The 12239-nt window shown below is 69.8% G+C and carries 13 protein-coding genes and 1 riboswitch; of the genes, 2 read left to right on the forward strand and 11 right to left on the reverse strand.

Annotated elements, in window-relative coordinates; all coding sequences use genetic code 11:
* Positions 1-16: 16 nt before the first annotated feature.
* From thiL to FD678_RS04705, 5 genes are all read right to left on the reverse strand, one after another.
* Positions 17-991 (reverse strand): thiamine-phosphate kinase, encoded by a 975-nt coding sequence (gene thiL, locus FD678_RS04685; RefSeq protein ID WP_140719760.1) that lies wholly within the window; start codon positions 989-991, stop codon positions 17-19.
* 93 nt (positions 992-1084) lie between these two features.
* Entirely contained in the window at positions 1085-1561 is a 477-nt protein-coding gene (gene nusB, locus FD678_RS04690) for a transcription antitermination factor NusB (RefSeq protein ID WP_140719762.1), read from the reverse strand.
* Positions 1558-2022: a 6,7-dimethyl-8-ribityllumazine synthase gene (gene ribH, locus FD678_RS04695; RefSeq protein ID WP_140719764.1), complete on the reverse strand. Its 465-nt coding sequence runs from the start codon at positions 2020-2022 to the stop codon at positions 1558-1560. Before ribH ends, nusB begins: the two co-directional genes overlap by 4 nt.
* A 111-nt stretch (positions 2023-2133) precedes the next feature.
* Positions 2134-3294: a 3,4-dihydroxy-2-butanone-4-phosphate synthase gene (ribB, locus tag FD678_RS04700; protein WP_140719766.1), complete on the reverse strand. Its 1161-nt coding sequence runs from the start codon at positions 3292-3294 to the stop codon at positions 2134-2136.
* The gene (locus FD678_RS04705; RefSeq protein WP_140719769.1) at positions 3291-3893 is read right to left on the reverse strand and encodes a riboflavin synthase; all 603 of its coding nucleotides are present in this window, start codon (positions 3891-3893) and stop codon (positions 3291-3293) included. Before FD678_RS04705 ends, ribB begins: the two co-directional genes overlap by 4 nt.
* A 174-nt stretch (positions 3894-4067) precedes the next feature.
* Positions 4068-4281, reverse strand: a riboswitch (FMN riboswitch).
* 212 nt (positions 4282-4493) lie between these two features.
* Here FD678_RS04705 and FD678_RS04710 point away from each other — a divergent pair.
* The gene (locus FD678_RS04710; protein WP_140719771.1) at positions 4494-5138 is read left to right on the forward strand and encodes a hypothetical protein; all 645 of its coding nucleotides are present in this window, start codon (positions 4494-4496) and stop codon (positions 5136-5138) included.
* Positions 5139-5332: 194 nt separating this feature from the next.
* On the opposite strand, the gene ribD is transcribed toward FD678_RS04710, so the two are convergent.
* The 5 genes from ribD to FD678_RS04735 form a co-directional block, all read right to left on the reverse strand.
* Positions 5333-6445, reverse strand: coding sequence for a bifunctional diaminohydroxyphosphoribosylaminopyrimidine deaminase/5-amino-6-(5-phosphoribosylamino)uracil reductase RibD (gene ribD, locus FD678_RS04715; protein ID WP_140719773.1), 1113 nt, complete (start codon positions 6443-6445; stop codon positions 5333-5335).
* A gap of 41 nt (positions 6446-6486) precedes the next feature.
* The gene (locus FD678_RS20560) at positions 6487-6957 is read right to left on the reverse strand and encodes a GNAT family N-acetyltransferase (protein ID WP_256661856.1); all 471 of its coding nucleotides are present in this window, start codon (positions 6955-6957) and stop codon (positions 6487-6489) included.
* A 37-nt stretch (positions 6958-6994) separates the two neighbouring features.
* Positions 6995-7519, reverse strand: coding sequence for a transcriptional regulator NrdR (nrdR, locus tag FD678_RS04725; protein WP_140719775.1), 525 nt, complete (start codon positions 7517-7519; stop codon positions 6995-6997).
* 136 nt (positions 7520-7655) lie between these two features.
* Complete coding sequence (gene glyA, locus FD678_RS04730; protein ID WP_140719777.1) at positions 7656-8909, reverse strand: serine hydroxymethyltransferase; 1254 nt, start codon at positions 8907-8909, stop codon at positions 7656-7658.
* A 196-nt stretch (positions 8910-9105) separates the two neighbouring features.
* Positions 9106-9576, reverse strand: coding sequence for an RcnB family protein (locus FD678_RS04735; RefSeq protein WP_140719779.1), 471 nt, complete (start codon positions 9574-9576; stop codon positions 9106-9108).
* A gap of 216 nt (positions 9577-9792) precedes the next feature.
* On the opposite strand from FD678_RS04735, the gene ettA reads away from it, so the two are divergent.
* On the forward strand, positions 9793-11457 hold the full coding sequence (ettA, locus tag FD678_RS04740; protein ID WP_140719781.1) for an energy-dependent translational throttle protein EttA: 1665 nt from the start codon (positions 9793-9795) through the stop codon (positions 11455-11457).
* 214 nt (positions 11458-11671) lie between these two features.
* On the opposite strand, the gene def is transcribed toward ettA, so the two are convergent.
* Positions 11672-12187 carry a peptide deformylase gene (def, locus tag FD678_RS04745; protein ID WP_140719783.1) on the reverse strand — a complete coding sequence of 172 codons (516 nt, stop codon included), beginning with the start codon at positions 12185-12187 and terminating at the stop codon, positions 11672-11674.
* Positions 12188-12239 lie beyond the last annotated feature (52 nt).

Raw genomic sequence — 12239 nt, forward strand, 5'->3', positions numbered from 1 at the left:
TCGGGCAGGTCCTCCGCTATCCCGCGAAGTGCTGGTATCCGGTCCTCGGCGGCACCCAAGCCCGCCCCGCCGGATCCAACACCACCACCCCCTCCCCCTCGACGATCCGCCCGACCCGCGCCACCGGCACGTCCGCGAACAGCATCGCCTGCTCCACCGCGTCGCGATGCTGGCGCGGCGCCGTGAAGCACAATTCGTAATCGTCGCCGCCCGCGCACTGCAGCGCGTACCGCTCATCGCCCTCGAACGCAGCGCGCAACGCCGCGGATGCGGGGAGGGCCTCCAGGTACACCTGCGCGCCGACCCGGCTGCGCGCGCAGACATGGCCGAGATCGGCCAGCAGGCCATCGGATACGTCGATCGCCGCATGCGCCAGGCCCACCAGCCGCAACCCGGCCTGCACCCGCGGCGCCGGCCGCTGCAGGCGCTGCCGCAACGGCTCGATCGCCGCATCGGCCGCGCCGGCCACCGCCAGCGTGCCGGCCTGCCAAAGCCTCAGGGCGGCCGCCGCATCGCCGAGCGAACCGGTCACCCAGATATCGTCGCCGGCCCGCGCCGCATCGCGGCGCAACGCGCTGCCGGCCGCCACCCGCCCCATCGCCGTGACCGACAGCGACAGCGGCCCGCGCGTGGTATCGCCGCCAATCAGCGCGACGCCATGGCGATCGGCCAGCGCGAAGAAACCTTCGGCGAAGCCGTCCAGCCAACGCGCGTCCACCTGCGGCAACGACAGCGACAACGTGCACCAGGCCGGCTGCGCGCCCATCGCGGCCAGGTCGGACAGGTTCACCGCCAGCGTCTTCCAGCCGATGTCGAACGGCGCGCTCTCCGGCGGGAAATGCACGCCGTCGTTGAGCGTGTCCATCGTCACCACCAGTTCCTCGCCCGGCGGCACCCGCAGCAGCGCGGCGTCGTCGCCGATGCCGAGCGCGATATCGCCGCGCCCGCGGCTGCGGGCACGGAGATGGTCGATCAGGGCGAATTCGTGCATAAGGCGGGATTGGGGATTCGGGATCGGAGATTCGTGAGAAGCAGGGGCGCTTTTGCGAATCCCCGATCCCGAATCCCCAATTCCGCGCCGGCGCTACGCGCCGCCGCCCGACTCGACCTTGCGCCAGACCAGCGCGGCGCGGTCCAGCACGCCGTTGACGTAGGTGTGGCCGTGCTCGGAACCGAAGCGCTTGGCAGTCTCGATCGCCTCGTTGATCACGACGCGATACGGCACGTCCTGGCGATACAGCAGCTCGTAGGCGGCCAGGCGCAGCACCGCGCGCTCGATCGCGTCGACCTCGGCCACGCTGCGGTCCAGGTACGGCGCCAGCGCCTCGTCCAGCTCGGCGTGATGCGCCAGCACGCCCTCGACCAGGTTCTCGAAATAGCCCAGGTCGGCCACTTCGTGCGCCTGCTCGTGGGCGAACTGCGCGATCACCTGCTTGGCGTTGCCGCCGGAAATCTGCCAGGCGTAGACCGCCTGCAATGCGCGGCGGCGCGCGCGCGAACGCAGCACCGGGTCGATGCCGTCGCGGCGGACGTGCCTGTGATGGCCGCCGGGCTTGTTCATGGCAGTTGCTCCAGCAGGTTGACCATCTCCAGCGCCGCGATCGCGGCCTCCTCGCCCTTGTTGCCGTGGGTGCCGCCGGCGCGCGCCTCGGCATCCTCGACGCGCTCGACCGCGAGCACGCCGTTCAGCACCGGCACGCCGGTCTGCAGTTGCACGCTCATCAGGCCCTCCGCGCACAGGTCGGCGACGTGCTCGTAGTGGCGGGTGTCGCCGCGGATCACGCAGCCCAGCGCGATGATCGCCGCGTGCTGGCCGCCCTGGGCCACGCGATTGGCGGCCATCGGGATCTCCCAGGCGCCGGGCACGCGCACGACGTCCACCGCGTCGTCGGGAATGCCGTTGCCGGCCAGGCTCTGGCGGGCACCGGCGACCAGCACGTCGGTGATGCGGGCGTTCCAGCGGCTGGCGATGATCGCGAAGCGCGCGCTGGTGGGGCGGAGGTCGCCTTCGTAGTGGCTCATGCGGGGCGGGGATCCAAAAGGTGGGTCAGTTTAACAGCGGGGACTCGGGACTCGGGAAAGACTCGCGGTCCTCCGCCGGCCAGGCAAGGGGCCGGCGGAAAGCCGGCCGCGCTATTGGACGGGGGCATCGGGAACGCTTTTGCGAATCCCGGCGTCCGGGTCCCGGGTCCCGGCCCCGTCCAGGTACTCCACGACCTCCAGTCCATACCCCGCCAGCGCGACCTGCCGGCGCGGCGTGCCGAGCACGCGCAACTTGCCCAGGCCGAGGTCGGCCAGGATCTGCGCGCCGGCACCGTTGCGCCGCCATTGGCCCACGTCCTTGTCCTTGCCGGCCGGACGCACCACGGGCTCGCGGCGCAGCCGGGCCAGCAGCGCGTCGCTGTCGCGCGGCGCCGACAGCACCACCATCACGCCCTGCCCTTCGGCGGCGATCGCGCGCAAGGCATCGGTGCCGGCGATGCCGAAGTCGTCGCGCCGCCAGTGCAGCAGGTCGGCCAGCGGGTTCTCGACCTGTACCCGCACCAGCGTCGGCGTGGCCGCGTCCGGGGCGCCCTTGACCAGCGCGAAGTGCAGGTCGTGGGCGATGCGGTCGCGGTAGGTCAGCAGCTTGAACGGACCGAACTCGGTGTCGATCTCGCGTTCGTCCACGCGCTCGACGGTGTGCTCGGTCGCCAGGCGGTAGGCGATCAGGTCGGCGATCGAGCCCATCTTCAGCCCGTGCTCGCGCGCGAACGCCTCCAGCTCCGGCCGCCGCGCCATGGTGCCGTCGGGGTTGAGGATCTCGACCAGCACGCCGGCCGGCTCCAGGCCGGCCAGCATCGCCAGGTCGACGCCCGCCTCGGTATGCCCGGCGCGGGTCAGCACGCCGCCCGGCTGGGCGATCAAGGGAAAGATGTGGCCGGGCTGGTGCAGGTCGGACGGCTTGGCGTCCGGCTTCACCGCGGTACGGATGGTATGCGCGCGGTCGTAGGCGGAGATGCCGGTGGTCACGCCCTCGGCGGCCTCGATGCTGACCGTGAAATTGGTCTGGAACTGCGCGGTATTGGCGCGCACCATCGGCGCCAGCCCGAGCTGGCCCGCGCGCTCGCGGGTCAACGGCAGGCATACCAGGCCGCGGCCGTGGGTGACCATGAAGTTGATGTCCGACGGCTTGACCAGTTCGGCGGCCATGATCAGGTCGCCTTCGTTCTCGCGGTCCTCGTCGTCGACGATCACCACCATGCGGCCGGCGCGGATCTCCTCCAGCAACTCGGGAACGGGGGCGAAGTTCATGCCTGCCCCCGCTCGCCGAGCAGGCGTTCGACGTAACGGGCCACCAGGTCGATCTCCAGGTTCACCGCGTCGCCGACCGCCGTGTGCGCGAAGCGCGTGTGCGCGACCGTGTGCGGGATCAGCGCGACCTCGAAGCCCGCTTCGTCCACCTCGTTGACGGTGAGGCTGACGCCATCCACGCAGATCGAGCCCTTCTTGGCCACGTACTTCAGCAGCGCGGCCGGCGCTTCGATGCGCCAGCGCTGCGCGCGCGCGTCGTCGTGGATGGACAGCACCGAGCCCAGGCCATCGACATGGCCGCTGACCAGGTGGCCGCCGAGGCGGTCGGTGGGGCGCATCGCGCGTTCCAGGTTCAGCGCCGCGCCTTCGGCCAGGCTGCCGAGCGTGGTGAGCGCCAGCGTCTCGGTGGAGGCATCGGCCTGGAACGAGCGCGAGTCGAACGCGATCACGGTCAGGCACACGCCGTTGACCGCGATGCTCTCGCCGAGCTGCACGTCCTCGAACGGCAGCGTGCCGACCTCGAACGTGAAACGGACGTCGCCGCCGCGCGGCTCGCGCGCGGCCAGCCGGCCGACGCCCTCGATGATGCCGGTGAACATCAGCGCACCTCCCGATAACCGGCCGCGGCGATCGCGGCCCGGGAGAGGGCGTTTATCGGAGTGCCCGCGCCTGCGGGCAGTTGCTGGAGGAGCTGCATATACGTTTCTCGCGTTGGGGTAAGCGAAAAACGCCACAAGGCAAACAGGCACCGCACGACGCGGACGCCGTGCAGGTACCGTCTTCTTTCATCCGGACTTTCCGGCATGGCCCCGGGCCCTGCCGACCGTCGGCTCCGGCATCTGACCGGATCTGCTGACCTTCCAAGGCACGGACCCACGCGGCGGGGCGTGATCGCATGCCATCGAAAGCGCTCGCGGGCTCGTGCCTCGCCGCAAGGGCGCCGCACCTACCGCCGGTGGGGAATCTCACCCCGCCCTGAAGACGTTCGTGGAATGCCGGCGAACCGGCCGCGGCATTCTACCAGCCCGGGACGAACGCCTGCCGCCACGCAGCGTTCCGCGGGCGGAATGTCGCCTTTCCGCGGTCGGCGGCCTGTTCAGGGAACGCGCCGGCACCTAGAATGCGCCGGCGACAGGACTGTCGCATGCCGGCCCGCAACGGGACGGCGACACGGACATCAATTCGGAGAGAAACCCCTGATGCGCAACACCCTGATCCTGGCTGCCATGCTGGCGGCCGCGCCCTTCGCCGCCTCCGCCGCCGACGGCCTGAGCTACAACTACGTCGAGGCCGGCTGGACCCGCCTGAGCGTGGACATCGGCGACGGCAACGAGCACGGCAACGGCGGCTACATCCGCGGCTCCTGGCAGATCGCCCAGCCGGCCTACGTCTTCGCCTCGTTCGCCCAGGTCGAGAAGACCTACCACTACGACGAAGGCGTGCGCGACAAGTACACCCTGAGCCAGCCCGAGATCGGCATCGGCTTCCGCCAGGAGTGGACCGAGCGCGTCGACTTCATCGCCGACATCGCCTACCTGCGCCTCAACGCCAAGGTGAAGCTGAGCGGCTACGACGACTACTTCGACGTCGTCGGCATCGACGGCAGCTACAAGGAGCACGTCAACGCCGGCCGCGCCACCGTGGGCGTGCGCGGCAAGCCCTCGCCGCGCACCGAAGCGTGGATCAAGGCCGGCTACATGGACGGCAGCGACTTCGACAAGGGCGAATTCGTCGGCAACCTCGGCGGCCAGGTCAACTTCAACCGCACCTGGGGCCTGGTCGGCGAAGCGCAGTTCATCGACGACACCACCCAGCTGTCGCTCGGCGTCCGCGCCAGCTTCTGACCGGCACCGCGAACGAAGGGCTCCGCAAGGAGCCCTTCTTCTTCGCCAGCTTGCGGGAGGGACTTCAGTCCCGGCGGCTCTTGCACTTGAATCCCCGCGCATGGGGAGGTGAAGGCCTTGCAAGGAGATCTGCACAAGCCTGTCGGGACTGAAGTCCCTCCCACAGCAATCCTCCCTCGGCGGCCGCGACGGCCTCATGCGCCATCCGGGCGCAGCAACAGGCGCAGGTCATCCCCCACCTGGCGCACGTCGGCCGGCCTGAACGCCAAGCGCTGCGCCATCGTCTCGATCCCCAGCCCCGACAGCAGCGGACGCGCGTCGCCGCCGAGCAGCACCGGCGCCACGTACAGCAGCAGTTCGTCGACCAGCCCGGCCTTCAGCAGCGCGCCGCCGAGTTCCGCGCCGGACTCGACCTGCACCTCGTTGATGCCGCGCTCGCCCAGCAGCGCCAGCGCCGCATGCAGGTCGAGCCGCCCCTCGCGCAACGGCACGCCGGCGAACTCCACGCCGTCCAGCGCCGGCGGCACTAGGCCGGCCGCGTGCAGGTACAGCGTCGGCGCCGCACCGTCGCGCACCTTCGCCTGCCCGAGCGAGCGCAGGCGGGTGTCGAACACGACCCGCAACGGCGGCACGAACTCGGCAGGCGCCGGCAGCCGCACGGTCAACGACGGATCGTCCGCCAGCACCGTGCCTGCGCCGGTCAGGATCGCCGAAGCGCGCGCGCGCCAGCGTTGCACGTCGGCGCGCGCGGCCTCGCCGGTGATCCATTTCGACTCCCCGCTGGCCAGCGCGGTGCGCCCGTCCAGGCTCGCGCCGTACTTCAGGCGCAGCCAGGGCCGGCCGCGCTCCACCCTCGACAGGAATCCCTGGTTCAGCGCGCGCGCCTGGGCCTCCATCAGCCCCCAGGCGACCTCGATCCCCGCCTCGCGCAGCCGCTCGAAACCGCCCCCGTTGACCTGCGGGAACGGATCGCGCATCGCCGCAACCACCTTCGCCACGCCGGCCTCGACCAGCGCCAGCGCGCACGGTGGCGTGCGCCCGTAGTGCGCGCACGGCTCCAGCGTCACGTAGGCGGTCGCGCCGCGTGCCCGCTCGCCCGCCTCGCGCAGCGCGAACACCTCCGCGTGCGGCCCGCCGGCGCGCCGGTGGAAGCCCTGCCCGACCACCTCCCCGTCGCGCACGATCACGCAGCCGACCCTGGGATTCGGTTGCGTGGTGAACGCCCCCTGCTCGGCCAGGCGCAGCGCCAGTGCCATCCAGCGATGGTCTTCGCCGCTGAAAAGGGGAGCGGTGGATGCGCTGCTCATCGTCGGTATCCGTGGGACGCGGTGCGGCACAGTGTGCGGCATCAGGCCCCGGCCGCGGTATCGATCGCCATCACCGCCACGGCAGGCAGGTGCGGCAGCTCGACGCGCGTCTCCACCGACCAGCCCAGCCGCGCGTAGTACGCGACCAAGGACGATTCGCAGTACAGGAACAGGCGCGCGATGCCCGACTGCCGCGCCGCCGCGACGCAATGCGCGACCAGCGCTTCGCCCGCGCCCGCCCGCGCGCCCGCGGACGCACGTACAGCGAGGCCAGCCACGGCGAGTAGCCGCCGATCGAAGGATGGTCGTCGTGCAGCAGGCTCACCGAACCCAGCCAGGCCATCGCCTGCCCAGCGCCTGCCCGCGGATCGTTGTCGTCCAGCATCACCCAGGTGGCGGGAATGCCGTCGTTGCCATGGGAGGCCAACTCGGCCGCGGCCTGCTCGACGCTCCAGCCGGGCTGCAGCGCGCCGAAGGCCTCGACGTGCGCCCGGGCCAGCGCACCGATGCATCCGGGCACCTGCGCAAGACGCACGATGCGCGGCGCGTTCACCGCTTGCCGGTCTTGCCGACCTGCTCCAGCGCCGCTTCCAGCAACGGCAGCTGGTCGCTGCCGACCGGCAGCTCGCGCTCCAGCTTCTCGATCTCCTCGCGGAAGTCGGCCACGTCCTGGAAACTGCGGTACACCGAGGCGAAGCGCACGTAGCCGACGTGGTCGAGCTTGCGCAGCTCGGCCATCACGTACTCGCCGACCCGGATCGAGGGCACCTCGCGCTCGCCGCTCATGCGCAGCTGGTGCACCACCGCGCGCACCGCCGCCTCGATCTGCTCTTCCGACACCGGCCGCTTCTGCAGCGCGCGATCGAAACTGGTGCGCAGCTTGCGCGCGTCGAACGCCTCGCGGCCGCCGTCGCTCTTGATCACGGTGGGCAGCTTGAGCTCGATCGTCTCGAGCGTGCTGAAACGCTCGCCGCAAGCCTCGCACTCGCGGCGCCGCCGGATCGTGGCGCCGTCTTCGGACACGCGCGAGTCGATCACGCGGGTGTCGTTGTGCTGGCAGAAGGGGCAGTGCATCAGGGGCCGTGATTGGTAATTGGTGATTCGTGATTGGCAAAAGCGCTGAACGCCTCGCTCCGCGAAAACGTGCGGCAACTCGGTTCGTGCACTTGCATTTCCGAATCACCAATCACGAATCACGAATCCCGGCTCCTCAACCATACACCGGATACTTCCTGCACTGCGCGGTCACCTTCTCGCGCACCGCGGCGATGACCGCCTCGTCGGCCGGCGCATCGAGCACGTCGGCGATCCAGTTGGCCAGGTCCACGCAGTCCTGCTCCAGGTAGCCGCGCGTGGTGATCGCCGGCGTGCCCAGGCGCAGGCCCGAGGTCACGAACGGCGAGCGCGGATCGTTCGGCACCGAGTTCTTGTTGACGGTGATGTGGGCCTTGCCCAGCGCCGCCTCCGCGTCCTTGCCGGACACGTCCTTGCCGATCATGTCGACCAGCATCAGGTGGTTCTGGGTGCCGCCGGAGACGATCTTGTAGCCGCGCGCGATCAGCGTATCCGCCATCGCCTGGGCGTTCTTCACCACCTGCTGCTGGTAGCTCTTGAACTCCGGCTCCAGCGCCTCCTTGAAGGCCACCGCCTTGGCCGCGATCACGTGCATCAGCGGGCCGCCCTGGATGCCCGGGAACACGATCGACTGCAGCTTCTTGATCAGCTCCTCGCCGGCGCCCTTGGCCAGGATGATGCCGCCACGCGGGCCGCGCAGGGTCTTGTGGGTGGTCGAGGTGACCACGTGCGCGTGCGGCAGCGGGTTCGGGTAGACCCCGGCCGCGACCAGGCCGGCCACGTGCGCCATGTCGACGAAGAGATAGGCGCCGACCTTGTCGGCGATGGCGCGGAAGCGCGCCCAGTCGATCTGCTGCGAGTAGGCCGAGAAGCCGGCCACCACCATCTTCGGCTTGTGCTCCAGCGCCAGCCGCTCGACCTCGTCGTAGTCGATCAGGCCCTGGTCGTTCACCCCGTACTGCACGGCGTTGAACAGCTTGCCGGAAGCGTTGACCTTGGCGCCGTGGGTCAGGTGGCCGCCATGCGCCAGGCTCATGCCCAGGATGGTGTCGCCCGGCTGCAGCAGCGCGAAGTACACCGCCTGGTTGGCCTGCGAGCCGCTGTGCGGCTGCACGTTGGCGTAGTCGGCGCCGAACAGCTGCTTGACCCGGTCGATCGCCAGCTGCTCGGCGACGTCCACGTACTCGCAGCCGCCGTAGTAGCGCTTGCCCGGGTAGCCTTCGGCGTACTTGTTGGTCAGCTGGCTGCCCTGCGCCTCCATCACGCGCGGGCTGGCGTAGTTCTCGCTGGCGATCAGCTCGACGTGATCCTCCTGGCGGCGGGCCTCGTCGGCGATGGCCTTGGCCAGTTCGGGATCGTAGGTTTCGATACGGGCGTCGCGCGGGAACATCGGCTCTCCGGGGCAGCTGAAGGGGGCGGTTGGAGCCGGAAATTGTAAGCCCCATGCGGGCTTGTGACCAATTCGCGCCCGCCGGGGACCCCCATACCGGTACGCGGTCCGCAAAAAGCCGGCGCCGCCCGCGCGGGCCCACGAAAAAGGGCGCACGTCGCCGTGCGCCCTTCTCCCGTCGCCTGCGGCGGGCCGGTCAGTGGTTGAGCACCAGGTCGGCGATGATGCCGGTGGCGATGGCCACCATCAGGAAGTTGCCCGTGTCGTCGCGGACCCAGTGGTAGCCGCGGGGCGGGCGGCGCAGGTAGTAGCGCGGGTAGTCGTCCACCACGTAGATCGGGCCGCGGTAGGAATCGTAGTAGCGGCGGCCCACGGCCCAGCCGTACGGGGGGCCTGCGCGGTACACCGGCGCCGGCCGGTAGTAGCGGTCGTCGCGGCGGCCGTCGTAGTAACCGCGGTAGTAGGCGTCGCGGCGCCCCTGGTAGCGCTCGTAACGGTCGTAGCGATCCCGGCGGTCATGACGGTCGTGGCGGTCGTAGTCGCGGTCGCCGCGATCCCAGCCGCGGTCCCAGCCATGGCCGCGACCGTCGGCCATCGCGGCAGGCGCTACGGCGCCCAGCGCCAACACGGACGTCAGGGCAAGGGCAATCAGACGGATCGGTTTCATGGCGGCTCCAAGGCTCGTTGGTGTCACGGCTGCAATATTGCGCCATGTAGATGAACCAGCATTGGCTGGAATCGGTTACCCCCCGCCCCCATTTATCGGCCAGTCGGCAGGCCCTCCGGCAAGCCCCGCGGGCGTTGCCGCTATACTTGCCGCATCCCTTCAGATCCCCCACCCGTCCGCTCGCCGGGCCGGGCCGAAAGCGCGCCAGGAGACTGCATGTCGTCGCAATACATCTACACCATGAACCGGGTCAGCAAGGTGGTCCCGCCGAAACGGCAGATCATCAAGGACATCTCGCTGTCGTTCTTCCCGGGCGCCAAGATCGGCTTGCTGGGCCTGAACGGCGCCGGCAAGTCCACGGTGCTGAGGATCATGGCCGGCGTGGACACCGATTTCGAGGGCGAGGCCCGCCCGCAGCCGGGCATCAAGGTCGGCTACCTGGCCCAGGAACCGGAGCTCGACCCCAACAAGACCGTGCGCGAGTCCGTCGAGGAAGGCGTCGGCGAGGTGCTGCAGGCGCAGGCCGCGCTGGAGAAGGTCTACGCCGCCTATGCCGAGGAAGGCGCCGACTTCGACGCCCTGGCCAAGGAGCAGGAGCGCCTGGAGGCGATCCTCGCCGCCGGCGACGCGCACACGCTGGAGAACCAGCTGGAAGTGGCCGCCGACGCGCTGCGCCTGCCGCCGTGGGACGCCAAGATCGCCAACCTGTCCGGCGGCGAGAAGCGCCGCGTCGCGCTGTGCCGCCTGCTGCTGCAGAAGCCGGACATGCTGCTGCTCGACGAGCCGACCAACCACCTCGACGCCGAGTCGGTCGAGTGGCTGGAACAGTTCCTGGCCCGCTACACCGGCACCGTGGTGGCGGTCACCCACGATCGCTACTTCCTGGACAACGCCGCCGAGTGGATCCTGGAACTCGACCGCGGCCGCGGCATTCCGTGGAAGGGCAACTACACCGAGTGGCTGGTGCAGAAAGACGAGCGCCTGAAGCAGGAAGAGAACCAGGAGAAGGCGCGCCAGAAGGCGATCCAGAAGGAACTGGAATGGTCGCGCCAGAACGCCAAGGGCGGCCGCTCCAAGGGCAAGGCGCGCCTGGCCCGGCTGGAAGAGCTGCAATCGCAGGACTACCAGAAGCGCAACGAGACCAACGAGATCTTCATCCCGCCGGGCGAGCGCCTGGGCAACTCGGTGATCGAGTTCAAGAACGTCTCCAAGAAGTTCGGCGACCGCCTGCTGATCGACAACCTGTCGATGATCGTGCCGCCGGGCGCGATCGTCGGCATCATCGGCCCGAACGGCGCCGGTAAGTCGACCCTGTTCAAGATGATCACCGGGCAGGAGAAGCCGGACTCGGGCGAGATCGTGATCGGCCCGACCGTGAACCTGGCCTACGTGGACCAGAGCCGCGGCGCGCTGGAACCGAACAACACGGTGTTCCAGGAGGTTTCCGGCGGGCTGGACATCCTCAACATCAACGGCATCGAGATCCAGTCGCGCGCCTACATCGGCCGCTTCAACTTCAAGGGCCCGGACCAGCAGAAGCTGGTCGGCACGCTGTCCGGCGGCGAGCGCGGCCGGCTGCACATGGCCAAGACCCTGCTGCAGGGCGGCAACGTGCTGCTGCTCGACGAGCCGTCCAACGACCTGGACATCGAGACCCTGCGCGCGCTGGAGGATGCGCTGCTGGAGTTCCCGGGCAACGCCTTCGTGATCTCGCACGACCGCTGGTTCCTGGACCGCATCGCCACGCACATCCTCGCCTTCGAGGGCGACTCGCACGTGGAGTTCTTCCAGGGCAACTACCGCGAGTACGAGGAAGACAAGAAGCGCCGCCTCGGCGACGACGCCGGCCCGAAGCGCCTGCGGTTCAAGGCGCTGAAGTGACGATTTGGCCCGGGGCCGCAACGCGGCCCCGGCTTTGCCAAACCGTCATCCCCGCGCAGGCGGGGTGAGGACGGGTCGCTTTCGAGCCACCGGCTCGAACCCGGCCGAACGCCCTCGCGCTGTGCGCGGGGGCCGGGGATCGAAGATCCAGCGACTTTCGCCCAGATCGCGCTGAAGCCACTGCCCCGCCCTCGCGGGGGCGACGAGCGCCGGCTCACAACTCGTACGACAGCACGTCCTCGAAGCCGAACTTGCCGAAGTCGACGATGCGCGAGGGATACAGCCGGCCGATCAGGTGGTCGTGCTCGTGCTGCACCACCCGCGCGTGGAATCCCTCGGCCTCGCGTTCCAGCGGGGTGCCATCGGGCAACACGCCGCGGTAACGGATGCGGCGCCAGCGCGGAATGACGGCGCGCAGGCCCGGGATCGACAGGCAACCTTCCCAGCCATCTTCCCTCTCGTCGGAAAGCGGCACGATCTCGACGTTGGCCAGCGCGGTGCGCGGCACCGGCGGGGCGTCCGGATAGCGCTGGCTGCTATCGAAGCCGAACACCATCAGCTGCAGGTCCACCGCGATCTGCGGCGCGGCCAGGCCGACGCCATGCGCAGCGTCCATGGTCTCGAACATGTCGGCCACCAAGGCGTGCAGCTCCGGCGTATCGAAACGCTCGACCGGCGGCGCCAGCCTCAGCAGGCGCGGATCGCCCATGCGGATGATTTCCCGGATCATCGGGACCTCCTGGAGAGTTCGCCGGCATTATCGCGCACGAAGGCGCCCGTGC

It is taken from the genome of Pseudomonas sp. Hp2 (assembly GCF_006386585.1).
GTDB lineage: Bacteria > Pseudomonadota > Gammaproteobacteria > Xanthomonadales > Xanthomonadaceae > Pseudomonas_S > Pseudomonas_S boreopolis.